We start from the raw sequence: 23,562 nt of genomic DNA on the forward strand, positions 1-23,562 counted from the left end.
TCATTAAAAAAGCCGGCGTCATGCGCCGGCTTTTTTGTCTTGATGGTGTCGCCTCGATCTACAGCGCTTTTTCGAGTTCCGGCATCGCCTCGAACAGGTCGGCGACGAGGCCGTAGTCGGCGACCTGGAAGATCGGTGCTTCCTCGTCCTTGTTGATGGCGACGATGACTTTGGAGTCCTTCATGCCCGCGAGGTGCTGGATCGCGCCGGAAATGCCGACGGCGATATAGAGCTCAGGCGCGACGACCTTGCCGGTCTGGCCGACCTGCATGTCGTTGGGCACATAGCCTGCATCGACGGCAGCGCGGGAAGCACCGACGGCGGCGCCCAGCTTGTCGGCGACCGGATAGATATATTTCTCGAAATTCTCGCCGGAGGCCAGCGCCCGGCCGCCGGAGATGACGATCTTCGCGCCCTGCAGTTCCGGGCGGTCGGACTTCGTCAGCTCTTCCTTGACGAATTCGGAGATGGACGGGAATTCCGCCGCGCCGATGGTCTCGACACTGGCAGAGCCATCCATGGCCGGGGCATCAAAGGCCGTGCCGCGCACGGTGATGACCTTCTTGGCATCCGAAGACTGTACGGTTGCGATGGCGTTACCGGCATAGATCGGACGCTGGAACGTGTCCGCGCTTTCAACGGCGATGATGTCGGAGACCTGCATCACGTCCAGCTTGGCGGCGACGCGTGGCATGTAATTCTTGCCGTCGGTGCCGGCCGGGGCCATCAGCACGTCATAGTCATCGGCCAGCGACAGGATCAGCGCCGCCATCGGCTCTGCCAGTTGCTTGGCGTAATGATCGTCTTCGGCGTGCAGCACCTTGGCAACGCCGGAGATCTTCGCGGCCTGCTCGGCGGCGGCACTGGCACCGGATCCGGCGACAAGCACATGGATGTCACCACCGATTTTTGTTGCGGCACTGACGGTTTTCGCCGTCGCGTCGGAGAGGTGGTCGTTTGTGTGTTCGGCAATAACGAGAATGGTCATGGCTTACAGAACCCCCGCTTCGTTTTTCAGTTTTTCGACGAGATCGGCAACGCTCCCGACCTTGATACCGGCTTCGCGTTTCGGCGGCTCGGTCACTTTCAGGGTCTTCAGGCGGGCGGTGATCTCGACGCCGTAATCGGACGGCGATTTCTTGTCGAGCGGCTTCTTCTTGGCCTTCATGATGTTTGGCAGCGAGGCATAGCGCGGCTCGTTCAGGCGAAGGTCGGTGGTGACGACCGCCGGCAGGTTCAGGGCGACCGTTTGCAGGCCGCCATCGATCTCGCGGGTAACATGCAGCTTGTCGCCTTCCTTGGTGACGGCTGACGCGAACGTTCCCTGCGGCCAGCCCATCAGGGCGGCGAGCATCTGGCCGGTCTGGTTGCAGTCATCGTCGATCGCCTGCTTGCCCATGACGACCAGTTGCGGGCTTTCTTCCTCGCAAACTTTCGCCAGCAGCTTGGCAACCGACAGCGGTTCGACGGTTTCGGTCGTCTCGATCAGGATCGCGCGGTCGGCGCCCATGGCGAGGGCCTGGCGCAGCTGGTCCTGGGCTTTCTCAGGGCCGATGGTGACGGCGATGACTTCTTCTGCCGTACCGGCCTCTTTCAGGCGCACGGCTTCTTCGACGGCGATTTCGTCGAACGGGTTCATCGACATTTTCACGTTGGCGAGGTCGACATCGGACTGGTCGGGCTTGACCCGGACCTTGACGTTATAGTCGATCACGCGCTTGACGGGGACGAGGACTTTCAAGGCATTTTCTCCTTCAGGTCGTTGTTACGAGGCGAGAGTGGCAGGCTGGTCCTGCACTGCGCCGGATTGTTGCCCGGCACCCTAGTCGGGCCGTCCGGGCTTTTCAATTCGCGTATGCAGCAGATCAACCAAACTCAGCCCAAGATCATCCCTGATCATCGAGGCCGGTTCGCACCAGGCTGCCACAGCGTCTCTTCGCCTGTGTCACGGGCGAGCTGGCGGGCCGCGACAAACAGGAAATCAGACAATCTATTCAGATAGGTCGCGATGTGACGCGAGACAGCCTTGTCGCTGTCGTTCTCGATCAGCAGCCAGACATCCCGCTCGGCCCGCCGGGCGATGGCGCGGGCGAGATGGGCATTCGCCGCAGCGGCATTGCCAGCGGGCAGGATGAAGGATGTGAGTGGCGGAATGGTTTCATTCACCGCGTCGATGCGCTCCTCCAGCCAGGTGACCTGCTCCGGCGTGACGCGCAGCGCGCCCTCCAGCTCGCCCGGTGTCGCCAGATCGGCGCCGAGGTCGAAAAGGTCGTTCTGGATTGCGCCGAGAGGTTTTGAGAGGTCGTGACCGGCTGGCAGGGCGGCCAGTACCATGCCGATGGCAGCATTCAACTCGTCGACAGAGCCCATGGCCCCGACGCGCGGATGGGTCTTGGCCACACGGTCACCGGTAACGAGACCGGTGGTGCCGTCATCGCCTGTACGGGTATAGATCTTGGTCAGTTTGACCATGGAAGACCGCCGATCAGTTGCCTTGCGTCAGCAGCCACAGGAACAGCATCATCAGGGCGATAGCGATCGCCTGGAACAGGACGCGCAGCCGCATCAGGCGGTTGGAATTATTCTTCGCGAATTCCCCGCCCCTGGCGAGGGAATAGATGCCAAATCCGAGGGCACCCAGTGTTGCCAGCATGGCTATGGGGATCAGGACATATTGCAAAAAGCTCATCGGTCTTACCTTTTTTCCTTGCCCCTTATATGTGTCTTTCAGGGCAAAGGGAAAGCCGCGCGCATGGTCGCAGCTTTGAGTGCTGTGTGATGATGGGCAGCCGCCTATTGACCGCCAGCACCGTCCTGGGAGATCGTATCGACGGAAGAGGCGATGGCCCGGCGTTCCGACGGGTGCGGGGCAGCGACGCTGGCAAGCCAGGTCATGACATCGACATCAGGAGCCTCTGCCTCGCCCAGCCCGCCGCGTGAAGGCGGTGCATCTAGTGGTGAGCGCATCTGGTCGAGGGTGAAGCTCATCGAGACCTCATAGGTGCGGTCGATCTGGTTGCGGAGATATTTCTGGGCGTCGTACCAGTCGCGCTTCTCGTCCGTTTCCTCGCAGGTGGCGAGTTCAACGCCGCGGGCGCCCCAGCGCCGTTCCGGGCAGTGATAGGGGTCGAAAGACATGTCGAACAGGCGGTCCATGACAGACGCGAGCGTCAGCTTGACCAATGACCCATCCATCCGCTTGTAGGCAATGCGGCAGGCCTGCTCTTCTTCCTCGAAAATATGCAACAGCTCGGCTGCCAGCTCAGGCCCGTTCGGCCCGGCATCGGCGACCAGCTGGCGGCTGATCCGCATCAGGTCGCGGAAGGCGGTCTTCAGACGGGCATCGCGCGACGGCGTCGAGTAGGATTCCCAGTCACCATAGGTGCCATAGATATTCGGGGGCAGGCGACCGGGATGGTCTTTGAGGTGCAGCTTGTCGCGGATTGCCTGGTCGACGGCAACGCGGCGGGCACGTACGTCGGAGCAGAGGCCCTGAAGCGCTGCCCGCATCTCGTAGCTCGGGTCGAACTTGTGATCCTGCTCGGCGAGGGCATACCGCACATAGTCGTAATACTGCATCGTGCGGCCCTGCCAGATGAATTCGCTGTTCTGCCAGTCGGTGACCGGATGCTCGCCATTGCCGTAATACTGGACGAGGGAATAGCCGGGCAGGCCGTCATTGCCCGCTGCCTCTATCCGCCCGCCAACATAAGTGCCGTCATCGCGCAGCTTCGCGCCGACAAGGCGGATCGGCCGCCAGGCCTTGATGCCGCCGCCATGGTCCGGCCCGGTGCGCAGGAAGTTCGGGCCATAGAGCGTGCGCGTGACACTCATGTCCGGGTGGGAGGCGACGATCAGCGCGCGCCCGTCTTTCGTTACCTCATAGATCAGCCCGACATGACCGAAGACATCATAAGCGATCGAGCCCGGCACGACATGGTCGCGGGAGATTTCGACCGGGAAGAAATCGTCATGGGTGCGTGAGCCATCGGGTTCCGGGTGTGTACGGAACATTGCAGTGGACACCTCGCCACCGATGCGCTGCAGCCATGTCGGCGCGTGGATCGGCCCGCTGCTGGCGGAGTCGATGACGACGCGCCGGTCGATGATGATATTGCCGCTATCCGAATAACGCAGGTCCTGGCCCGAGCCGTCGGCTGTCGCCACAACATGCTGATAGGAGAAAGGCAGGCCGTTTTTCCACGCATAATAGGCGCGCAGGAAATAGGCCATGTCGGCGCAGTCGCCGAGATAAATGATTTCAGAGGACAGGTCGCGATAAGGGTTCGCAGGGTCGCGGATGCATTCGTCGAGCGTCGAGCATTGCGAGCGGCCGATGGCGGTAACGAAGGCCTGATAGCCGCGCTCGTCGCCTTCGTCCCATTCGGTCTTGTATATGTGCCAGTAGTCGGTGGTGTTCCTTGCTGGCGGGATCAGCGCCATCAACTCGGCTGTATCGCCACCGAACAGCTGTTCGGGTGGCTTGATTTCATTGCTGATGATGCGGTTAGGATTAACCGGTGCAGGATCCACCGGAGAGGAGGCCGGTATTGCAGGCGAAGGGGTCGGGCTCTCGACAGTGCCGTCCGCTGGCAGCAATGGCGGAAAGTCGAAACTATCGGCCTGATCCGACTGGGCATAGGAAAAGGCCAGCGTCGCGGTGGCGAGGCAGGCAAGTCCAGTAATCAGCCGTTTCAGTATCACTCTCTCAAGCCCCCAAAGCCCGCGACATGGTTACCCAACACTCACCATCTGTAACGGTTCTGGCAAGAGCCGTTAAGCGTGCGCCGCAAAAAAGAGGCCTCTGTGACCTGAAATCCTCGTGATCAGGGGTATCCTGCTGCTTCAGGAGTGGAACCAGCGCTGCCGGATGGTTGCCGGGGTTTCCCCCGCCTCGCGCAGGGCGCGTATGGTCAGGGACTGGTCACGCTTGGAGAATTTCTTGCCGTCACGGCCGGTTAGCAGGCGATGGTGGCGGTAAATCGGCTCCGGGAAGCCCAGCAGGCGCTGGATCAGCCGGTGAAGGTGCGTGGAAAAGAACAGGTCCTGCCCGCGAATCACATGGGTTATGCCTTGCAGGGCGTCGTCATGGGTACAGGCGAGGTGATAGCTGGTGCCGATATCCTTGCGGGCGATGATGACGTCGCCGAAAATTTCCGGAGTGGCGTGGATTTCACCGGATTCGCCGCTCGGCCCTTCGCCTTCCTCAATGAAGGACAGCGTGTCGAAATCGTCGCCGAGATGCTGGCGGACGGCGTCCATGGACAGGCGCCAGGCGAAGGGCTCGCCCGCCCGGAGCTTTTCCTGCTCCATTTCCGCGGGCAGCGGACCGCCCATGAAGACCGGTCCCTCCGGGCCCTCAGCGCCCAGATGCGGCGCCCGGGTGATCTCCGCTGCAATCTCCTTGCGGGTGAGGAAGCAGCGATAGACGAGCATTTTCTCGATCAGCGGGGCGAGAGCCGCATCATAGTCGGCCAGATGCTGCGACTGGATCCGCACCGGCTCGTCCCATTCCAGCCCCAGCCAGGCGAGATCTTCCAGCTTGGCTTGGGTATATTCCGGCAGGCAGCGTGTCCGATCGATATCCTCGATGCGCAGGATGAAGCGTCCGCCTGCAGCCTGCGCCGCTTCCCAGACCTGAAGGGCCGCAAAGGCCGTGCCCACATGCATATGGCCGGTGGGCGAGGGGGCAAAGCGGGTGACGAAATCGCTCATGCGCCGATAAACTGTTCGCCGCCGAACAGCCCTTTCCAGCCAGTCACCGTCAGCCAGTGCATCAGGGTCGCCGGCACGATGCTCCGTGTCATGACCGTTGACATCGTGCAGGCGAGGCCGAGACCCGCTGCGATGATCAGGAAGCGTGGATCGAAAAAGAGGATGCGGACTTCGGCCAAGAACAGCCACGCGTTCAGTGGGTGCCAGAGAATGAAGAGAGCAAGTGATATAGCGCCCCAGAAGAAGGCCCGACCGCGCGTCGCCCAGAGCAGAGGAGCCCGAAAAAAAAGCTCCTCCAGCAGGGAAGGGATCACTAGCGCGATGAGCGCCATTGCGAGGAGACCGCTGCCATCCGGCTGCCAACGCAAAATGCCTGTCTCCAGACCGAACAGAACCGAAATTGCAGCAAAAAGAAAATAGATCAGCCCACTGAGCAACCAGCCCCGCCTGTCAGGCAGGGCGGTGAGGCGTTGTAGTCCCCCCGGCAACGGCTTACGCTCCGGCGCCGCCGACGGTCAGCTTGTCGATCTTCAGGCTTGGCTGGCCGACGCCGACTGGCACGCCCTGTCCGCCCTTGCCGCAGACACCGATGCCGGGGTCGAGGGCAAGGTCGTTGCCAATCATCGAAACCTGGTGGAGGACGCTCGGGCCATTGCCGATCAGCGCAACGTTTTTCAGCGGCGCGCCGACTTTGCCGTTCTGCACGCGATACGCCTCGGTGCAGTTGAACACGAACTTGCCGGAGGTGATGTCGACCTGGCCGCCGGAGAAGTTGACGGCGAAGATGCCGTCTTTCACCGAGGCGATCATCTCTTCCTGAGTATGATTGCCGGCGAGCATGAAGGTGTTCGTCATGCGCGGCATCGGCTGGTATTCATAGCTCTCGCGGCGGCCATTGCCGGTCGCCTTCATGCCCATCAGCCGGGCATTCAGCCGGTCCTGCATGTAGCCGGTCAGGATACCGTCTTCGATCAGCGTGGTGCGCGAGGTCGGGGTGCCTTCATCGTCCACCGTCAGCGAGCCGCGGCGCTTTTCCATGGTGCCATCGTCGATGACGGTGACGCCCGGGGCGGCAACGCGCTGGCCCATCAGGCCGGCAAAGGCGGAGGTGCCCTTGCGGTTGAAATCGCCTTCAAGGCCATGGCCGACAGCCTCGTGCAGCAGGACGCCGGTCCAGCCATTGCCGAGCACGACTTCCATCTCGCCCGCGGGGGCAGCTTCTGCTTCGAGATTGACCAGCGCCTGTCGCAGGGCCTCGTCTACCTGCGGTTTCCACGCGGTCGGGTCGATATAGGTGGCATAGCCCTGACGACCGCCAAAGCCACAGGAGCCTGATTCCTGCCGGTCGCCATCGCCGGCGGTGACAGAGACGTTGAGACGGACGAGGGGGCGCACATCGCGCACCAGCTGGCCGCCGGGGCGCATGATCTCGACAACAACCCACTCGCCGGCGAGCGAGCAGGAGACCTGCCGCACGCGGCTGTCGAGATCACGGGCATAGGAATTGATCTCTTCCAGCAGGCGGGTCTTGGTCGCGAAATCGACTTCTTCCAGCGGATTGGTATCCTCGTAAAGCCGCAGATTGGTCTTGGCCGGGCCGTCGGCGAGGGTGCCGGTATGGCCGGAGCGGATCGCCTGCACCGAATCAGCCGCACGGCGCAGGGCTGCCTCGGAAAACTCCGACGTATGGGCATAGCCGGTCGTCTCGCCGAGGACCGAGCGCAGGCCGAAGCCCGAGGAGACGTCGTAACTGGCTGTTTTCAGACGGTTATCGTCGAAAACGAAGGCCTCCGACTGGGAATATTCGAGGTAAAGCTCGCCATCATCGGTCTGGTGCAGCGCGTCGTCGAGAATCGCCTGAGTGCGGGAACGGTCGAGGTCTGTGCGGGAAAAGAAAAAGGAATCTGACATGCCTCATATGTGAGCCAAGCGCAGCACCTGCGCAAGGGGTGCCAGTTGCGCCTTGATGTGCCGCGTGCCTGGCATATGCAAATTGTGAAGAGGGCAGCCGGACCATGTGCCTTCCGGTGATCCCCGTTGCAGGTGAAAAGAAGCCTGTTCTTCCGGAAAAAATCCCGGTAAAGGCGCTTGATGCGACCATTTATCCGGCGCATAAGCGGTGCAAATTATCGAGGGATGGGCGTATAAGACGCTCACGTTCAGCCAGACTGACAAAAAACGGAATGAAGTCCGAGATGACAATGACGAATATCTTCAAGACCTCCATCGCCACGCTGGCCATTCTTGCCGGTACGACGCTGTTGGCCGCGCATGCCCAGGTTCCCACGGATGGCGAGCTTGGCTTCCAGGCTGCCGCGACGCCGCTGGCAGAGGAAGTGCACCGTTTCCACAATGTGGTGCTGTTGCCTATCATCACCTTCATCAGCCTTTTCGTGCTCGGGCTGCTGATCTGGGTCATCTTGCGCTATAACCGCCGCGCCAATCCGGTCGCCCGCAAGTTTTCGCACAACACGACGGTCGAGGTTCTGTGGACGCTGATCCCGATCTTCATTCTCGCCTACATCGCTGTTTTCTCCTTCGACCTGCTGTACAAGGAAGACGTCCTGCCTGACGGGCAAAAGGTGAGCTATGTCAGCGATGGTACATCGACGGCCTATGCGTTCGAGAATGACTTCCAGCAAGACCGTATGGTCACGCAGTCCAGGCATATGGAAGTCTATGTGACATCGCCTGCAGGTGAGCGCACCAGGCTCGCCAGTGACGCCTACTCCCTTGAGGGGCTTGGCACGCCGGAAGTTCTTGTCAGTCTTGAAAGCGCACCGGCTGCCGGTTCAGAGATCACCGTTGTCGGTGGCCGTTCGCGTATAGGCCGCGGCAAGTTTCTCGACCTCTTCGGCGAGGACAATTCCGAGATCGCGACCCGCCCGACCCTGACGATCAAGGCGACAGGGTATCAGTGGGGCTGGAACTATGCCTATCCAGATTACGGCGACTTCGAGTTCGACGCCCTGCTGGCCCAGAAAGATGATCTGGAAGATTCCTCGCTCTACCTGCTAGCCGCAACGAATGACATCGTCGTTCCTGCCGGCGAGACGGTGCGCATCATCACCACGGCGCGCGACGTGATTCACTCCTGGGCGATGCCGGCCTTCACGCTGAAGATCGACGCCGTGCCGGGCCGCCTGAACGAAACCTGGTTCCGTGCGCCGTCAACGCCGGGCACGACCTATTACGGCCAGTGCTCCGAGATCTGCGGCAAGGACCACGCCTATATGCCGATTGGCCTGCGGGTCGTCTCCGATGCCGAATTCGAGGCATGGGTCGACGAGCAGCGCGCGCTGGCTGGCATGGACCCGTATTTTGACAATGAAACAAGACTTGCCGACGCTGCCGACAGCAGCGACGCGGCCCAGTAAGAAGACAAGAGGGTTAAGCTATCATGGCTGATGCTGCACACACCGACGCCCACGCGGCCGACCACGACCACAAGCCGTCTTTCCTCGTTCGATGGTTCTATTCGACCAACCACAAGGATATCGGCACGCTCTACCTGATCTTCGCCATCCTGGCCGGCCTGATCGGCGGTGCCATGTCCGGCCTGATGCGGATCGAGCTGATGGAGCCGGGCGTGACGTTCCTGACCGGTTTCACCGACCAGAGCCTGCCGCCGGCAGCGCAGCTGGATGCGGCCAAGAACTTCTACAACATGCTGATCACCTATCACGGCCTGATCATGATCTTCTTCATGGTCATGCCGGCGCTGATTGGCGGCTTCGGCAACTGGTTCGTGCCGATCATGATCGGTGCGCCGGACATGGCGTTCCCGCGCATGAACAACATTTCCTTCTGGCTTTATGGTGCTTCTGCCTTCCTGCTGACCCTGTCGATGTTCGTACCGGGCTATGCGGGCCAGCTGGGCTTTGCCGGTGGCTGGGTGCTTTATCCGCCGCTGTCGACCTCCGGTTCGCCAGGGCCTGCCATGGACCTGCTGATCGTGTCGCTGCACCTTGCCGGTGCCTCCTCGATCCTCGGCGCGATCAACTTCATCACCACGATCTTCAACATGCGCGCTCCGGGCATGACGCTGCACAAAATGCCGTTGTTCGCCTGGTCGGTGCTTGTAACGGCTTTTCTGCTCGTGCTGTCGCTGCCGGTTCTGGCTGGCGCCATCACTATGCTGCTGACCGACCGCATGTTCGGAACGACATTCTTCGATGCTGCCGGCGGTGGTGACCCGATCCTGTACCAGCACCTGTTCTGGTTCTTCGGCCATCCGGAAGTCTACATCCTGATCCTGCCGGCCTTCGGCATCATCTCGCACATCGTGTCGACCTTCTCCAACAAGCCGGTCTTCGGCTACATGGCGATGGCCTATGCCATGGTTGCGATCGGCTTTGTCGGCTTCATCGTTTGGGCCCACCACATGTATACGGTCGGCCTGTCCGTCGATATGAAGGCGTATTTCGTCGCGGCGACCATGGTCATCGCGGTGCCCACTGGCGTGAAGATCTTCTCGTGGATCGCAACGATGTGGGGCGGGTCTATCTCGTTCCGCACACCGATGCTGTGGGCGATTGGCTTCATCTTCCTGTTCACCGTCGGCGGTGTCACGGGCGTCGTTCTGGCCAATGCCGGCATCGACCACACGCTGCACGACACTTATTATGTCGTTGCGCACTTCCACTATGTTCTCTCGCTCGGCGCCGTGTTCGCGATCTTCGCTGGCTGGTACTACTGGTTCGAGAAGATGTTCGGCGTGAAGTATAACGAGATCATCGGTGCCGCCCATTTCTGGGTGATGTTCATCGGTGTGAACCTGATCTTCTTCCCGCAGCACTTCCTCGGCCTGCAGGGCATGCCACGCCGCTATATCGATTATGCGGAAGGTTTTGCCCTCTGGAACCTGGTTTCGACCTGGGGCTATTTCATCATGGCCTTCGGCATCCTGATTTGGGCCATGGGTGTGGCAGAGGCATTCATGCGCCGCCGCAAGGCGGAAGCCAATCCGTGGGGCGAGGGCGCGACGACGCTGGAGTGGACCCTGTCCTCACCGCCGCCGTTCCACCAGTTCAACGAACTGCCGAAAGTCAAATAGGGCAATCGGGATCATCACCTGAACGAGGGCCGGGCTGTATCAGCCCGGCCTTTTCATATGCTCTTTCAGGCAGGGCTATCTTGTCCTGGGCGGGCAAAAAGAGCATAAGCAGCCGGAAATGACCGACCATCTGACAGACGATCAAAACGAGACGCTGGCCTTCAACCTGGCTCAGCCCGGCGATTATTTCGCGCTGTTGAAGCCGCGTGTGATGTCGCTCGTCATCTTCACCGCGCTGGTCGGCATGGTCGCCGCACCGGGTGCCATCGACAACTGGCCTTTAGCGCTGATCTCCCTGCTTGCCATCTCTGTCGGGGCAGGGGCCTCCGGCGCGCTGAACATGTGGTGGGATTCAGACATCGACGCCGTCATGTCCCGCACGAAGGGCCGGCCGATCCCCTCCGGCAAGGTCCAGCGCGCAGACGCCTTCGGTTTCGGGCTGTTCCTGTCGGTCCTGTCGGTCATCGTTCTGGCGCTCGCCGCCAATTACCTGGCCGCCGGTCTCCTGGCCTTCACCATCTTCTTTTATGCCGTCATCTATTCGATGTTTCTGAAGCGCTCGACACCGCAGAACATCGTGATCGGCGGCGCGGCAGGGGCCTTGCCGCCGGTTGTCGGCTGGGCGGCGGTCACCGGCACGGCGCCGCTGGAAGCCTGGCTCCTCTTCGCCATCATCTTCTTCTGGACGCCGCCGCATTTCTGGGCGCTGTCCCTGTTCAAGAGCGAGGATTACGAGGCAGCGGGCATCCCGATGATGCCGAACGTCAAGGGTGAGGCCCGCACGAAGCTGGAAATCCTGATCTACACCGTGATCGTCGCGGCGATTGCTATCACGCCGGTCTTCTTCGCGTTCGCCAGCTGGCTCTATGGTGCCGTCGCCGTGATTCTGGGGGGCGTGTTCCTCGCCGGATCGATCCGCTTGTATGCGGCGAAGGACGAGGCTGCGACGATGCGTGCCTCCAAATCCCTGTTCGGTTTCTCTATATTCTACCTATTCCTGATCTATGCCGCCTTGCTGGCGGAACACCTGCTGGGGCTGCATGGCTGACAATAACGACAAGAAGACGGAAATTGCTGAAGGCGCTGTAGAGGACCGGCGCTACCGCGCTCAGTCCACGGATGAGGCTGCGGAACAGCTCGATCGCGACGCTGCGGAAAGCGACAGCGGCCAGGGGCATACCGGGCATGATGACTTCCTCTCTGCACGCGATGCCCGCGCCACGGGCGAACATTACCGCATGACGCCAGAGGAAGAGAAAAGCCGGAAGCGCCGCTCCATCGCCATCGCGCTCGGCATCGTCGCTTTTGTCGTCCTGATCTATCTCATCACCATGCTGCGCCTTGCCGAGAATGTTGGAGGCTGATCGATGAATCGTAATTCGAAAACCGCGCTGACTGTCTGTGTGGTTGTGGCCGGCATGGTCGGCATGTCGTTCGCCGCTGTGCCCGCCTATCGCGCCTTCTGCCAGATCACAGGCTTTGATGGCACGACACAGCGTGCCGATGCACCGTCCCGCACTGTTATCGACCGGGAGATCACCGTGCGCTTCGACGCAACGACGGCCGACGGGCTGCCATGGCATTTCAAGCCGCAGCAGGTCTCCCAGACCTCAAAGGTCGGTCAGACCAATCTTGCCTATTACTCCGCGACCAATAATTCCGACGAGCCGGTCATCGGTACGGCCACCTTCAATGTCCAGCCGGCCAAGGCGGGTCTTTATTTCCGCAAGATCGAGTGCTTCTGCTTCACCGAGCAGGTGCTGCTGCCGGGCGAGACGATGGACATGCCGGTTACCTATTTCGTCGATCCGGCGATCGAGGACGAGGACAATCTCGACGATGTCTTCGAGATCACGCTGTCCTACACCTTCTATCGCGATGAAAAGGCCGAAGCACGCGAACTCGCTGCCCTGCCGGGACAATCCGGCGACCTTTGATCTTTTCCGGACCGTAGGGCCAAAATGTCCCGCCTGAAAACGGCATTGACCGTTTGAAATTCCTGCACAAGCAGGCTAGAGAACCCTCTAAATGTCTTTATGACGTCGCGTTAAGATAAGAAGGATACTGCCCGATGGCCGGTGCCGTTAAACACGATTATCACCTCGTCAATCCGAGCCCTTGGCCGCTCCTCGGCTCTGTTTCCGCCATGATCATGATGCTGGGCGCCGTAACCTGGGCGCATTCAGGTGCCAATGAGAACGGCGTAGAGGTTGCAGGCCTTTTTGCCCTCAAGGGTAACTGGATCTTCTTCTTCGGTCTTGCCGGCGTCCTTTTCACCATGTTCGGCTGGTGGCGCGACATCATCAAGGAAAGCCTCAAGGGCGAGAACACTGCGCCGGTCATCCGCATCGGCCTGCGCTATGGTATGGTGCTGTTCATCGCTTCCGAGGTCATGTTCTTCGCCGCCTGGTTCTGGGCGTTCTTCGGGGCAGCCCTGTTCCCGGGCGCTGGCGATCCGGTCTTGCTGGCGGACGGCACACAGATGCTGAACGCCAATGGCGATCCGGCTTACATGATGAATGAAGGCCGCTTCTATGCCACGGGCGCGCAATGGCCGCCGGTTGGTGTCGAGCCGCTGTCCGCATGGCAGCTGCCATTGATCAACACGCTGATCCTGCTGCTCTCCGGCACGACCGTCACATGGGCGCACCACGCCATCACCATTGGCGACCAGAAGGGTTTCGTTCAGGGCCTCGCCATCACCATCGCGCTCGGCGTCTTCTTCTCCTTCCTGCAGGCTGTCGAGTATTACGAGGCAATCGCCTATGGCCTGTTCTCGTTCTCCGGCGGCATCTATGGCGGCTCCTTCTTCATGGCGACGGGCTTCCACGGCCTGCACGTGATCATCGGCACGCTGTTCCTTGCTGTCTGCCTTGGCCGTGCCCTTGCCGGTCACTTCACCAAGGACCGTCACTTCGGTTTCGAAGCTGCGGCCTGGTACTGGCACTTCGTCGACGTCGTCTGGCTGTTCCTGTTTGCTGCCATTTATGTGCTCGGCAATCAGGGCCTGCTGTCCTAGGCGTCCTTGGCCTATTATCCGCCTGTTTCCCCCCTTTCAGCGGGCATGGCATGCAAATGCCCCCGCTGCGGTCAGGGCAGGCTGTTCGACGGCTTCCTGAAGGTCGCAGAGCGGTGCCCGCGCTGCGGCCTTGACTATTCCCGCGCAGATTCCGGTGACGGGCCGGCCATCTTTCTCTTGTTCATTGTCGGGTTCATCGCCGTGCTGGTGCTGATCCTGCTGCGCTTCGGGTTCGGGGCACCGGCATGGGCGGCTTTGCTGGCCTCGCTGCTGTCCTGTGTCTTTGCGACATGGATATCGATCCGTCCCCTGAAGGCTTACATGATCGCCCTGCAATATGCCAACAAGGCACGTGAAGGGCAGCTGACAGAGGAAGGCAGCGACTGGTCCGATACCGATGGGGATGGGCGCTGATGGCGTTCCGGTTCAAGCCTGTCCTGACGGTTTTTGCGCTGGTTGGCCTTGCCATCCTCATCTCGCTCGGCACATGGCAATTGCAGCGCCTTGAATGGAAGCGTGATCTCATTCAGACGGTCGAGACGCGCCTCGACCAGCAGCCAATCCCCTATGGTATCGCGCGTGACCGGCAGGCGCTGGGCGAATCCATGACCTATACGCCGGTGACGATTTCCGGCACTTATCTGCACGAGGAAGAGCGCCATGTCTTCGGAACCTATGAAGGCGAGCCGGGATGGAATGTCTTCACGCCGCTACAGGTAACGGCACCGGGTGCCGCCGTGGCGCCCCGCCATATCTGGGTCAATCGCGGCTTCGTCCCCGATCGGCTGAAGGACGCCGAATCTCGCATCGAGGGGCAGGTCGAAGGCACTGTCACGGTCACCGGCCTGTTCCGGATGCCTGAGGAACCAGCAGGTGTCGCCGGCATGGTCAGTGCACCGAGTAATCCCGAAAGCAATCAGTGGTATGTACGCGACCCGCGCCTGTTCGGCGCTGTTCCCATAATCGATGAGGATGGCGAGGTGACCGGCACAATCCTCTATGAAGATGGCGGTACCGGCACGTATATCGACAGCTTCGGGGCGGAGAACACGGCCAACTGGCCGCGCGGCGGTACCACACGGGTCACCTTCACCAACAGGCATCTCGAATATGCATGGACGTGGTTCGGCCTCGCAGCGACGCTACTGGCAATGTTTGTCCTTTTCTCGATGAAGCGCGACTGAATTTCGTGTCGGTTGCGCTGAGGGGCAGGGCTGTTAAGCTCGCCCGCAATGACTTCCTTTATCAGACGTTACGCCCTGCACGCGATCATTGGCCTGCTCGCGGCGCTCAGCATTTTCTCTCCCGGCGCGGTCACTTCTGCCATGCAGGCGGCGGCAGGCTGGTTCCTCCTCCACTTCGACTGGCTGACGCTGGGCGTCTCCTCGCTCGCCGTTATCGCATGTCTTGCCGCGGCGCTCGGACCTTGGGGCAGCATGCGGCTCGGCACGGCAGGATCGAAGCCTGAATTCTCGACCCTGTCATGGATGTCGATGCTGTTTGCCGCCGGCATGGGCGCGGGGCTCGTCTTCTGGGGGGCGGCGGAACCGCTGATCTTCACCGTCTCTCCACCGCCCGGAACCGCGCCACCGGAAACGGAGGCTGCGATCCGGCAGGCCTATGCGCTGACCATGTTTCACTGGGCGTTCCAGGCCTGGGCGATCTATACCGTCGCCGCGCTTGCCGTTGCCTATATGGCGTTTCGGCTGGGCAAGCCGCCGCTGCCGAGCGTCGTTTTCGGGTTCCTGCCGCGCTGGGCGAAGGTTCTCATAGACATGATCGCGTTGATGGCGGTGATCTTCGGTGTCATCGCCTCGATCGGGCAGGGCGGCCTGCAGATGGGCGCAGGCGTCGAGATCATCAGCGGTGTTGAGGGCATCGACGGGCCGGTCCTGCAATCTGTGCTGATCCTGATCCTCGGTGGTGTGTTCCTGCTTTCTGCCTGGGGCGGGCTGAAACGCGGCATCGAGCCGCTTTCCGGCTTCAACATGATCCTCGTCGTCGTGCTCGCGATCTTCGTCTTCGCAGTTGGGCCGACGCGCGAGCTGATCGGCACGATGGGGGACATGGCGGCCGCCTATCTTGGCGATATCGTGCCGCTGTCCTTCACGCTGCGCCCGGAAGGGGTGGCGCGCGAGTGGACCCGCGATTGGTCGCTGACATACTTTTTGTGGTGGATCGCGTGGACGCCCTTTGTCAGCGTCTTCATCGCCCGGGTCAGCCGTGGACGGACGATCCGCCAGTTCGTGCTCGGTGCTATGCTGGTGCCATGCATAGTCACGTTGTTGTGGTTCGCGATCATGGGCGGCACGGCGATTTCCCTGCAGCTGGAACAGGGTGTCGATCTCGGCGTCAGCGATTTCTCCACAGCTGCCATGGCGACCTACATGATGCTGGAGCAGTTGCCGCTGACACTGATCACCCAGATCGTCGCCTTCACGCTGGTCTTCATCTTCCTTGTAACCAGCGCAGATTCCGGCGCCTATGTCATGGCGATGTTTTCGGCCCGCACCGATTTGTCGCCCCCGCGCTGGGAACGGATATTCTGGGGCGTGGTGCTGATCGCGCTGACCATTGGTGCGCTGTTGTCAGCACAGGGACAGATGGCGACGCGAGCCTTTGCCGTGGTTGGGTCTATTCCGCTGTGCTTCCTGATGGCGGCACAGACAATCGCCGCAGGCACTACGATCTGGCGCGACTGGCGGGCCAGGCACGACGTCACCGAGCAATCCGATGAAGGGTCTAGCGCTCCGTCAGCTTGAACTCGATCCGGCGGTTCCGGGCGAGATCGCCGCCCTGTACCAGCGGGTGGTTGGAACCGAAACCGGCAGCGACCAGACGCCGTTCAGGCACGGAATTCTGGGCGAGGAAGCGTACGACCGACATGGCCCGCTCCGATGACAGCTGGAGGTTATCCTCGAAATAGGCGCGGCAGCCCGGCCCCAGCGGCTGGGAATCGGCGTGGCCATCGACCCGCAGCACCCAGTTCACCTCGCTCGGGATATCGTCCTGAATATCAAGGAGCACGACCGCGAGCTTGCGCAGTTCTGCCTGCCCCGCCGGGCTGATTGTCGCCGAGCAGGAGCCGAACAGGATATCGCTCTCGAACACGAAACGGTCGCCGACGACGCGAACATCGTCCCGGTCGCCCAAGGCCTCGCGCAGCGCCTCGAAAAAGCGCGAGCGTACATCGGCCAGCTCCTGCACCTTGCGGGCAAGGGCGGCGTTGAGGCGCGATGACAGGTTCTCGATCTGCGCTTGTTGCTCAGCGTCCTTGGCCTCTGCCGCTTCCAGCGCTTCCTGCAGGGAGGCAAGCTGGCGGCGCAGGGCGGCGAGCTGGGCGTTCAGCGTCGCGATCTCGGATTTCTGTTCCTCGCTCAGCGCCTTTTCCGCTTCCAGCTCCTCGGCGGAGGCGGCGACGGCGCTCTGGGATTCGGCGAGCGCCGCAGTCAGGCCCGCGAGTTCATCGTCCTTCTGTTCGATCGTGTCCTGCAGGGCTAGGACGCGCTGGCGCAACTGGTCGCGCTCGGTCTCGGCCAGCCCCAGCTGGTCGGCGAGCGAGGCGATGCGCGCCTGCAACCGTTCAAGTTCTGTTTCCTTGGAGGTCAGTTCCTCGCCCAGATAGAACTGGGCGACGACGAAGATCGACAAGACGAACATGACGACGAGCAATAGCGTCGACAATCCGTCGACAAAGCCCGGCCATATATTGGCGTCCTGGCGTGAGCGGCGGCGGGCCATGGTTTACCGGCCCTTGTTGGGAGAATTCGGCGCAGGCGGTGTGTCCTCGGCGGGCACGCCCTCGATCAGCGTGCGGCCAAGCATGCGGATCTCGCGGCGCACGTCCTCGCTCGCCTTGGTCTGCGCTTCGGACTGCGCATTGGCGAGGCGGGTGACCGCAGCCTCGATACGCTGCAGGCCTGAGAGCAGGTCTTCGGGCTTGCCGACTTCCATGGAAGCGCGGTCGCCGCCGCTGGAGGTCGTGACGGTTTCGGTGATGCCGGACAGCCAGTCTTCAAGGTCCGTATAAAAACGGTTCTGCGCCTGACCGGCCTGGATATCGAGGAAGCCGATGATCAGCGATCCGGCGAGACCGAATAGGGATGAGGAGAACGCCGTGCCCATGCCGGAGAGCGGCGCCTGCAGCCCGTTGATCAGCTGGCGCACGGCATCGCCGGCTTCACCCCCGCCACCGGCAGAGGCCAGAGAGCCGATCACCAGCGCAACGGAAGAGACGACCTGCAACAGGCCCCAGAACGTGCCAAGCAGGCCGAGAAAGACCAGCAGGTTGGAGATATAGCGACCGAACTCGCGGCCCTCGTCAACACGCTGGCCGAGGGAATCGAGGATCGCCCGGGTCGAGGCCTGCGACAGGCGGCCGCCGCGCTCGTCTGCATCGAGCAGCATACGCGACATGGCGCCGATCAGCGCTGGCGGGCGGGGAAGGCGGGTGCGTGACGGATCAACGGAATTGCGGAATGAATTGACCCAGCTGACAGCTGGCCCGACGACGGCGGCTTGGCGAAGATTGTAGATGATGCCGAGGCCGAGGACGAACAGGATCAGCCCGTTCAAGGCGACGTTGGCCTGGAATGCCTCGACCAGCAGGTTCGTCGGCTGTGGGCTGAGTGGCGACAGGTAGAACGCGATCGCGCCGACACCTGCGAGGAAGATGACCATGTTGATGATGTAACCGCCGGGTCCGTTGAAACGGACGGATCGGTCGAGAGAGCGTGACATGCGTTAATACCCCTTCATACAACACGGGACCCCACAGCCCCGCCCAAACTCGTCGTCGGGCAGGCAGGCCTGTTTCAGAATAACGGAAAACACCGTGCCGTGAAGCCAAAGCTAGTGATTCTTTGTGTCGTTTTTCCGGTTATTGTCACGTTTTGCGACAGTTTTTCGGTCTTTTGACCTGATCAACCTAGCTTATCCAGAGGAGTCGCACTGATTGCGCTGTAGAATGATATCTCAGTATTTTCAATAGATTATGAGATTTTCGCACCCGTTTAGGGGCGAACTCTGTGCACTTTTTAGGCACTCAGTGCATGTTTTCTCTTGCGCACTCAGTGCAGTCGTGTCACTAATGTGAAGGAAATGTGACACATATGTTTCGTTTCGATGACAAATCCATACCGAAACCCGACTTTATAAGGGAGCAAACATTATGACGAAAAACACTCTGAAAACCTGTCTCGCCGCCGCAGCCTGCCTCATCGCCATGCCGGCCATGAGCGCTTTCGCCGGCGATTTCTCTGCACAGCCTGCCAGCTATGACAGCAAGGCCGTGAACTATATCGAATCGCGCCTGAGCGATTCCGTCGGCGCCACAGTGCGCCAGGCCAGCCAGCCTTATCAGGTTGTCGCCAAGCTGAAAGGCAACAAGGAATACAATTGCTGGGCTGTCGATTATGACGTCCGCGCCGACCTCGGCCGCTCGTCCCGCGGCGCGGGCACCTACACGGTGCTGTTCTACAATGGCAAGGCAGTTGCCCTGACAAGCGACCTGCGCACCCGCGTAACCCGCGTGCAGACCGACGCCGTATACGCCTCGCGTTGATATCAAATCATCATCTGATCAAGCAAAAGCCTCCCGGTTTTCGGGGGGCTTTTTTGTTGGCGCGGGTTGACCCCGGGCAGCCCGTCGCGCAACGGTTGCAGCGTGACTTCGGCGGCTCGAAAAATGCGCATTGGACTGATGCTGGCGCTATTGGCAGCAATGTTGCCGTCATGCGTCAGTGATCCGTACAGCCCGCTTTATGCCTTTCTTGAGCCGGTCGATGATAAGGCAGTCGTCTCCAAACGTCTGGATGCCGTCGGTTACCGTCCATATGTCATCGGACGCAGCATCACCTACGCGACGCTGCGACGGCGCAATGACGATACGTCGGATGATTTCAGGACCATCATTGCGGTCGACAAGGACATCGCCTGTCCGGCGCAGGGTGGAGCACCGATTTTCATCTCGGCGGAATATGAAGGTAATATCGAGCAAGCTTGTGCGCATACGGCGGAGCAGTTGAAACGGCTCGAGCGCCACGTACCCTTCGCTTTTCATGACTTTCCGATCATTATCGTTTCCGCCAACTACCGGTCCTACATCTATGAGTGGCCGCGCGTAACTGTTCGCGATGGCGGGCTGATCCTGCGCGTTCACGAAGATGGCAACTCCGATCCTTTGGCTTGGACGACCTTTTTCCATGTGCGCCATCATGCCCAGACCTATGTCGATTATCCGTGGACCCTGCCACCATCACGCCAGCGCACACTGCTGTGAGAAATCGAGGGCAATATCGTGGGTATATGCGCAGCAGAGTTTTACGACGTCGACACGACGAGAAGCAGCACCGATATTTTCATCGATCCGCCACGGCCTGACGAGATCAGGCAAATAGCCAAGGTAAAGCCGAAAATATCTGCCTTGCTCTTCGCAGGGCGGGGCAGAGGCGTGCCGCAGGAGATCCGGCGGCTCGACTGGTACCGACAGAACTCACCCAACATGACGGGTGCGTGGCTTGCCGAATATCTGTCAAAAGAGAATGGCAGCGCCTGCGCCCTCTTGGCAGGGCTGACTACCGCCCCAGAATGATCTTGCGGGCGGCGTCCTGCAGTTCGCCATTGGTGGCGAGGACGGCGCCAGTCAGGTGCGGCTTGTCGTCCGTGCCGTCGAGATGGGTCACCATGCCGCCTGCCTCGCGCACGAGCACGATTCCGGCGGTCACGTCCCAGGCATTGATGCCGCGTTCCCAATAGGCATCGTAGCGGCCCTTGGCGACATAGGCGAGGTCGAGGGCGGCGGAGCCCATGCGGCGGGCACCGGCGGTCTCTTTCGTCACCCGGTCGATCTCTTCAAGGACCGGCCCGCAATTCAGCTTGCCCTTGTAGGGCAGACCGCAGCCGAACAGGCACTCGGTCAAATCCTTCTTGTTCGACACCCGGATGCGGTTGTCGTTGTGATAGGCGCCTTCGCCCTTCTCGGCATAGAACAGGTCGTCCGTGATCGGATTGTACACAACCCCCGCATATGGCTGGCGGTCGCGCTCAAGGCCGATCGAGACCGAGCAGTGCGGCACGTTGTGCAGGAAGTTGGTTGTGCCGTCCAGCGGGTCGACGATGAAGCGGTTGGAATTGTCGCTGCCTTCGACATCGCCGCGCTCTTCCATCAGGAAGCCGTATTTCGGGCGGGCCTTCGACAGGGACTGGAAGATGATCTCCTCGGCGCGCAGGTCGGCGGCGGAGACGAAGTCCGCGGCGCCCTTGCGGCTGACCTGCAGGGCCTCGACCTCGTAGAAGTCGCGACGCAGGGACTTGCCGGCCTCGCGGGCGGCGGTGATCATGACGTTGAGGGTGGCGGACAGATGGGCCATTTCGGGTATCTTTCGGAAAATCGGGGAAGTCGCGCGCACCATAGCGCCAGATAAACGAGGCGCAAGCCCGGATATGGTTGGCGAGGGCCTTGTCTGGCCCACAATGTCGCGGGTGATTGCTGCTATGCAACTGCGTTAAACCGTTTTGTGCGGCGGGCCGGTCGGTTAGAGTGGGGACAACGATAACAAAATCCCCCACATACCGTGAAAGACCACAATGACAGTTGCACCGATTACCGGCCCTGAATTGCAGGAAAAGATTGACGCCAAACTGGCCGAGGGCGGCCTGTTCGCCACCATGCCGATCACCGTGCGCGGAGTCGAATACCCGCGCGTCTTCGCCGCTTCGAACATGTCCCTGCGCGACCTGATGGCGATGAAGGCAGCCGAGTTCAAGGACGCCGAATTCATGGTCTATGAGGATGAGCGCTACACGATCGGCGAGGTCTGGCAGAAGGCCTGCCGCCTGGCGCAGGTGCTGATTGGCGACTATGGCATCAAGCCCGCCGACCGGGTCGTCATCGCCATGCGGAACTATCCGGAATGGTGCATCGCCTATCTGGGCATCATCGCTGCGGGCGCGACCGTCGTGCCGCTGAACGCCTGGTGGCGGGAGGAAGAGCTGCATTACGGTATGCGCGATTGCGAGGCAAGACTCGTGATCGGCGATGCCAAACGCCTCGGCTATCTCGCGCCGGTCAAGGAAGAGATGGGCCTGACCTTCATCGCAGCGCGCGAACCGTCGGAGCATGCCGATGCCGACCTTGAGGACCTGATCGCCAATGCCCCGTCGGCGGACATGCCGCAGGTCGCCATCGATGCCGACAGCGATTTCTGCATTCTGTACACGTCGGGCTCTACCGGCAGGCCGAAAGGCGCGATGCTAACCCATCGCAGCGTCATCAACGCCGTCCTGTCCTGGTCGTTCCTGCAGCAGGTGGTCAACGAGCTGCGGCCCGATGCAAAGATCATCGTGGAAAATGCGGTGATCCTGCTGTCGCTGCCTTTGTTCCATGTTACCGCCTCGCATTCGGTTTTCCTGCTGTCATGGCTGACCGGGCGCAAGATCGTGTTCATGTATCGCTGGGATGTGGATGAGGCACTGCGCCTCATCAAGCAGGAAAAGATCACCAATCTCGCCGTCGTGCCGACCCAGTCCCACGAGGTCATCGAACATGCCAAGCCGGGCGATCTCGACACCGTGACGGATATCGTCACGGGCGGTGCCAAACGCCCCGCCCATCATGTCGCCGAGATGACGGATAAATTTCCGGCAGTGCGGGCATCCTCCGGCTACGGACTGACGGAGACGAATGCCCTTGGTTGCCATAATGGCCTCAGCGAGTATCTTGCAAAGCCGGACTCGGCTGGCCGTCCTATCCCGCCGGTGACGGAGTTCAAGATCTTCAACGACAAGATGGAAGAGATGCCGCCCGGTGAGGTTGGTGAGATCTGCGTCAAGTCCCCCGCCACCTTCCGCGGCTATCTGGCGATGCCCAAAGAAACAGAAAAGGCCCTGACGAAAGATGGCTGGTTCCGCACTGGCGACCTCGGCAAGATCGATGAGGAGGGCTTCCTCTATATCGTCGACCGCCTGAAGGAGTTGATTATCCGCGGCGGGGAGAATGTCTCCTGCCTCGAGGTCGAGAACGAGATCTACAAGTTCGATGGTGTGCAGGAAACAGCGGTTTTCGGCGTGCCGGATGAGAAGATGGGCGAAGTCGTCGGCGCAGTCGTCTATGCCGGTGAGGGCAAGACAATCGATCCACAGGCGCTGCGCGACTTCCTGTTGCAGCATGTCGCCGGCTTCAAGGTGCCGGAGAAGATCTGGATATCGCCGCAGAAACTGCCGCGCGGCTCGACTGATAAGCTCGACAAGAAATTCATCGCCAAGACGGCGATCCAGTTCCCGCCGCATCTGGATGCGACCAAGTGAGCGATACGCCGGAAGGTAAGCCAGAGCCGCTCGTCAGCCGCGAGGCGCTGTCCTATGTGGTTTCGCAGCAGACCTTCTCTAACTGGACGGGCGTAACGGTCAACAGGGTCGAGTACGGACTGGTCGAACTGGAAATGCCGTTCCGGCGCGAGGACATGGCCCAGCATCACGGTTTCCTGCACGGGGCGATGATCGGCTTCCTTGTCGACAATGTCTGCGCTTACACCGCCGCGACGGTGGTCGGGGACGTGCTGACGGCGCAATATTCGGTGAACTTCCTGCGGCCTGGCATCGGGGCGAAATTCATCGCCCGGGGGCAGATGGTCTCCCGCTCGAAGCGGCAGGTCGTGGTCCGCGCGGACATCTTCGCCGTGCAGGAGGGCGAGGAAAAGCTGATCGCCATCGGCGATTCCGTCGTCATGCCGGCGGGTGAGCGCAATGAAGTCCGTGAGCTGAAATAGTCAAC

At 61.0% G+C, this 23,562-nt stretch carries 25 protein-coding genes; 14 read left to right on the forward strand and 11 right to left on the reverse strand.

Going from position 1 to position 23,562, the window contains the following annotated elements:
* Positions 1-58 precede the first annotated feature (58 nt).
* The 8 genes from FF098_RS01355 to tldD all read right to left on the reverse strand — a co-directional run bounded on the left by FF098_RS01355 (position 59) and on the right by tldD (position 7,626).
* On the reverse strand, positions 59-988 hold the full coding sequence (locus tag FF098_RS01355) for an electron transfer flavoprotein subunit alpha/FixB family protein (RefSeq protein ID WP_155136285.1): 930 nt from the start codon (positions 986-988) through the stop codon (positions 59-61).
* A gap of 3 nt (positions 989-991) precedes the next feature.
* Entirely contained in the window at positions 992-1,741 is a 750-nt protein-coding gene (locus FF098_RS01360; protein WP_155136288.1) for an electron transfer flavoprotein subunit beta/FixA family protein, read from the reverse strand.
* 155 nt (positions 1,742-1,896) lie between these two features.
* Positions 1,897-2,472: a cob(I)yrinic acid a,c-diamide adenosyltransferase gene (locus FF098_RS01365; protein ID WP_155136291.1), complete on the reverse strand. Its 576-nt coding sequence runs from the start codon at positions 2,470-2,472 to the stop codon at positions 1,897-1,899.
* A 13-nt stretch (positions 2,473-2,485) separates the two neighbouring features.
* The gene (locus FF098_RS01370; protein ID WP_155136294.1) at positions 2,486-2,689 is read right to left on the reverse strand and encodes a twin transmembrane helix small protein; all 204 of its coding nucleotides are present in this window, start codon (positions 2,687-2,689) and stop codon (positions 2,486-2,488) included.
* A gap of 104 nt (positions 2,690-2,793) precedes the next feature.
* A complete protein-coding gene (locus tag FF098_RS01375; protein ID WP_155136297.1) occupies positions 2,794-4,704 on the reverse strand; it encodes a hypothetical protein in 1,911 nt (636 codons plus the stop codon).
* A gap of 141 nt (positions 4,705-4,845) precedes the next feature.
* Entirely contained in the window at positions 4,846-5,715 is an 870-nt protein-coding gene (gluQRS, locus tag FF098_RS01380; RefSeq protein ID WP_155136300.1) for a tRNA glutamyl-Q(34) synthetase GluQRS, read from the reverse strand.
* Positions 5,712-6,152: a CPBP family glutamic-type intramembrane protease gene (locus FF098_RS01385; RefSeq protein ID WP_155136303.1), complete on the reverse strand. Its 441-nt coding sequence runs from the start codon at positions 6,150-6,152 to the stop codon at positions 5,712-5,714. The genes gluQRS and FF098_RS01385 overlap by 4 nt, the downstream gene beginning before the upstream one ends.
* A gap of 55 nt (positions 6,153-6,207) precedes the next feature.
* Positions 6,208-7,626: a metalloprotease TldD gene (gene tldD / locus FF098_RS01390; protein WP_155136306.1), complete on the reverse strand. Its 1,419-nt coding sequence runs from the start codon at positions 7,624-7,626 to the stop codon at positions 6,208-6,210.
* Between the two features lie 284 nt (positions 7,627-7,910).
* Here tldD and FF098_RS17480 point away from each other — a divergent pair, with 284 nt between their 5' ends.
* The 9 genes from FF098_RS17480 (at position 7,911) to FF098_RS01440 (ending at position 16,552) form a co-directional block, all read left to right on the forward strand.
* Positions 7,911-9,092 carry a cytochrome c oxidase subunit II gene (locus FF098_RS17480; protein ID WP_188544040.1) on the forward strand — a complete coding sequence of 394 codons (1,182 nt, stop codon included), beginning with the start codon at positions 7,911-7,913 and terminating at the stop codon, positions 9,090-9,092.
* Positions 9,093-9,115: 23 nt separating this feature from the next.
* Positions 9,116-10,771 (forward strand): cytochrome c oxidase subunit I, encoded by a 1,656-nt coding sequence (gene ctaD / locus FF098_RS01405; protein ID WP_155136312.1) that lies wholly within the window; start codon positions 9,116-9,118, stop codon positions 10,769-10,771.
* Positions 10,772-10,889: 118 nt separating this feature from the next.
* Positions 10,890-11,819, forward strand: a complete 930-nt coding sequence (locus tag FF098_RS01410) for a heme o synthase (RefSeq protein ID WP_155136315.1) — start codon at positions 10,890-10,892, stop codon at positions 11,817-11,819.
* On the forward strand, positions 11,812-12,135 hold the full coding sequence (locus FF098_RS01415; RefSeq protein WP_155136318.1) for a hypothetical protein: 324 nt from the start codon (positions 11,812-11,814) through the stop codon (positions 12,133-12,135). The genes FF098_RS01410 and FF098_RS01415 overlap by 8 nt, the downstream gene beginning before the upstream one ends.
* 3 nt (positions 12,136-12,138) lie before the next feature.
* Positions 12,139-12,708 (forward strand): cytochrome c oxidase assembly protein, encoded by a 570-nt coding sequence (locus tag FF098_RS01420; RefSeq protein WP_155136321.1) that lies wholly within the window; start codon positions 12,139-12,141, stop codon positions 12,706-12,708.
* Between the two features lie 134 nt (positions 12,709-12,842).
* The gene (locus FF098_RS01425; protein WP_155136324.1) at positions 12,843-13,790 is read left to right on the forward strand and encodes a cytochrome c oxidase subunit 3; all 948 of its coding nucleotides are present in this window, start codon (positions 12,843-12,845) and stop codon (positions 13,788-13,790) included.
* Between the two features lie 45 nt (positions 13,791-13,835).
* Positions 13,836-14,204: a DUF983 domain-containing protein gene (locus FF098_RS01430; protein WP_155136327.1), complete on the forward strand. Its 369-nt coding sequence runs from the start codon at positions 13,836-13,838 to the stop codon at positions 14,202-14,204.
* Complete coding sequence (locus FF098_RS01435) at positions 14,204-14,974, forward strand: SURF1 family protein (RefSeq protein ID WP_155136330.1); 771 nt, start codon at positions 14,204-14,206, stop codon at positions 14,972-14,974. Before FF098_RS01430 ends, FF098_RS01435 begins: the two co-directional genes overlap by 1 nt.
* Before the next feature lie 48 nt (positions 14,975-15,022).
* Positions 15,023-16,552: a BCCT family transporter gene (locus FF098_RS01440; RefSeq protein WP_155136333.1), complete on the forward strand. Its 1,530-nt coding sequence runs from the start codon at positions 15,023-15,025 to the stop codon at positions 16,550-16,552.
* Here FF098_RS01440 and FF098_RS01445 read toward each other — a convergent pair.
* Positions 16,533-17,531 (reverse strand): peptidoglycan -binding protein, encoded by a 999-nt coding sequence (locus FF098_RS01445; protein WP_155136336.1) that lies wholly within the window; start codon positions 17,529-17,531, stop codon positions 16,533-16,535. The genes FF098_RS01440 and FF098_RS01445 overlap by 20 nt on opposite strands.
* A 3-nt stretch (positions 17,532-17,534) precedes the next feature.
* Complete coding sequence (locus FF098_RS01450; RefSeq protein WP_155136339.1) at positions 17,535-18,530, reverse strand: hypothetical protein; 996 nt, start codon at positions 18,528-18,530, stop codon at positions 17,535-17,537.
* Between the two features lie 430 nt (positions 18,531-18,960).
* On the opposite strand from FF098_RS01450, the gene FF098_RS01455 reads away from it, so the two are divergent.
* The 3 genes from FF098_RS01455 (at position 18,961) to FF098_RS01465 (ending at position 20,382) form a co-directional block, all read left to right on the forward strand.
* Positions 18,961-19,353, forward strand: a complete 393-nt coding sequence (locus FF098_RS01455; protein ID WP_155136342.1) for a hypothetical protein — start codon at positions 18,961-18,963, stop codon at positions 19,351-19,353.
* Positions 19,354-19,476: 123 nt separating this feature from the next.
* Positions 19,477-20,070 carry a hypothetical protein gene (locus FF098_RS01460; RefSeq protein ID WP_155136345.1) on the forward strand — a complete coding sequence of 198 codons (594 nt, stop codon included), beginning with the start codon at positions 19,477-19,479 and terminating at the stop codon, positions 20,068-20,070.
* A gap of 18 nt (positions 20,071-20,088) precedes the next feature.
* Complete coding sequence (locus FF098_RS01465) at positions 20,089-20,382, forward strand: hypothetical protein (RefSeq protein ID WP_155136348.1); 294 nt, start codon at positions 20,089-20,091, stop codon at positions 20,380-20,382.
* Here FF098_RS01465 and FF098_RS01470 read toward each other — a convergent pair.
* Entirely contained in the window at positions 20,366-21,160 is a 795-nt protein-coding gene (locus tag FF098_RS01470; RefSeq protein ID WP_155136351.1) for an inositol monophosphatase family protein, read from the reverse strand. The two genes, FF098_RS01465 and FF098_RS01470, sit on opposite strands and share 17 nt — an antisense overlap.
* A gap of 217 nt (positions 21,161-21,377) precedes the next feature.
* Between FF098_RS01470 and FF098_RS01475 the strand changes: the two genes are divergently transcribed.
* Positions 21,378-23,096 (forward strand): class I adenylate-forming enzyme family protein, encoded by a 1,719-nt coding sequence (locus tag FF098_RS01475; RefSeq protein WP_155136354.1) that lies wholly within the window; start codon positions 21,378-21,380, stop codon positions 23,094-23,096.
* Complete coding sequence (locus FF098_RS01480) at positions 23,093-23,557, forward strand: PaaI family thioesterase (RefSeq protein ID WP_205967333.1); 465 nt, start codon at positions 23,093-23,095, stop codon at positions 23,555-23,557. Before FF098_RS01475 ends, FF098_RS01480 begins: the two co-directional genes overlap by 4 nt.
* Positions 23,558-23,562 lie beyond the last annotated feature (5 nt).

Source organism: Aquisalinus luteolus, from assembly GCF_009712425.2.
Taxonomy (GTDB): Bacteria; Pseudomonadota; Alphaproteobacteria; order Caulobacterales; family Parvularculaceae; genus Aquisalinus; species Aquisalinus luteolus.

Excerpts from the sequence above, each read along its gene's own strand:
- FF098_RS01355 (WP_155136285.1), bottom strand. The coding sequence starts at position 988 with ATGACCATTCTCGTTATTGCCGAACACACAAACGACCACCTCTCCGAC.
- FF098_RS01365 (WP_155136291.1), bottom strand. The coding sequence starts at position 2,472 with ATGGTCAAACTGACCAAGATCTATACCCGTACAGGCGATGACGGCACC.
- FF098_RS01370 (WP_155136294.1), bottom strand. The coding sequence starts at position 2,689 with ATGAGCTTTTTGCAATATGTCCTGATCCCCATAGCCATGCTGGCAACA.
- gluQRS (WP_155136300.1), bottom strand. The coding sequence starts at position 5,715 with ATGAGCGATTTCGTCACCCGCTTTGCCCCCTCGCCCACCGGCCATATG.
- tldD (WP_155136306.1), bottom strand. The coding sequence starts at position 7,626 with ATGTCAGATTCCTTTTTCTTTTCCCGCACAGACCTCGACCGTTCCCGC.
- FF098_RS17480 (WP_188544040.1), top strand. The coding sequence starts at position 7,911 with ATGACAATGACGAATATCTTCAAGACCTCCATCGCCACGCTGGCCATT.
- ctaD (WP_155136312.1), top strand. The coding sequence starts at position 9,116 with ATGGCTGATGCTGCACACACCGACGCCCACGCGGCCGACCACGACCAC.
- FF098_RS01410 (WP_155136315.1), top strand. The coding sequence starts at position 10,890 with ATGACCGACCATCTGACAGACGATCAAAACGAGACGCTGGCCTTCAAC.
- FF098_RS01415 (WP_155136318.1), top strand. The coding sequence starts at position 11,812 with ATGGCTGACAATAACGACAAGAAGACGGAAATTGCTGAAGGCGCTGTA.
- FF098_RS01420 (WP_155136321.1), top strand. The coding sequence starts at position 12,139 with ATGAATCGTAATTCGAAAACCGCGCTGACTGTCTGTGTGGTTGTGGCC.
- FF098_RS01425 (WP_155136324.1), top strand. The coding sequence starts at position 12,843 with ATGGCCGGTGCCGTTAAACACGATTATCACCTCGTCAATCCGAGCCCT.
- FF098_RS01430 (WP_155136327.1), top strand. The coding sequence starts at position 13,836 with ATGGCATGCAAATGCCCCCGCTGCGGTCAGGGCAGGCTGTTCGACGGC.
- FF098_RS01435 (WP_155136330.1), top strand. The coding sequence starts at position 14,204 with ATGGCGTTCCGGTTCAAGCCTGTCCTGACGGTTTTTGCGCTGGTTGGC.
- FF098_RS01440 (WP_155136333.1), top strand. The coding sequence starts at position 15,023 with ATGACTTCCTTTATCAGACGTTACGCCCTGCACGCGATCATTGGCCTG.
- FF098_RS01445 (WP_155136336.1), bottom strand. The coding sequence starts at position 17,531 with ATGGCCCGCCGCCGCTCACGCCAGGACGCCAATATATGGCCGGGCTTT.
- FF098_RS01450 (WP_155136339.1), bottom strand. The coding sequence starts at position 18,530 with ATGTCACGCTCTCTCGACCGATCCGTCCGTTTCAACGGACCCGGCGGT.
- FF098_RS01455 (WP_155136342.1), top strand. The coding sequence starts at position 18,961 with ATGACGAAAAACACTCTGAAAACCTGTCTCGCCGCCGCAGCCTGCCTC.
- FF098_RS01460 (WP_155136345.1), top strand. The coding sequence starts at position 19,477 with ATGCGCATTGGACTGATGCTGGCGCTATTGGCAGCAATGTTGCCGTCA.
- FF098_RS01470 (WP_155136351.1), bottom strand. The coding sequence starts at position 21,160 with ATGGCCCATCTGTCCGCCACCCTCAACGTCATGATCACCGCCGCCCGC.
- FF098_RS01475 (WP_155136354.1), top strand. The coding sequence starts at position 21,378 with ATGACAGTTGCACCGATTACCGGCCCTGAATTGCAGGAAAAGATTGAC.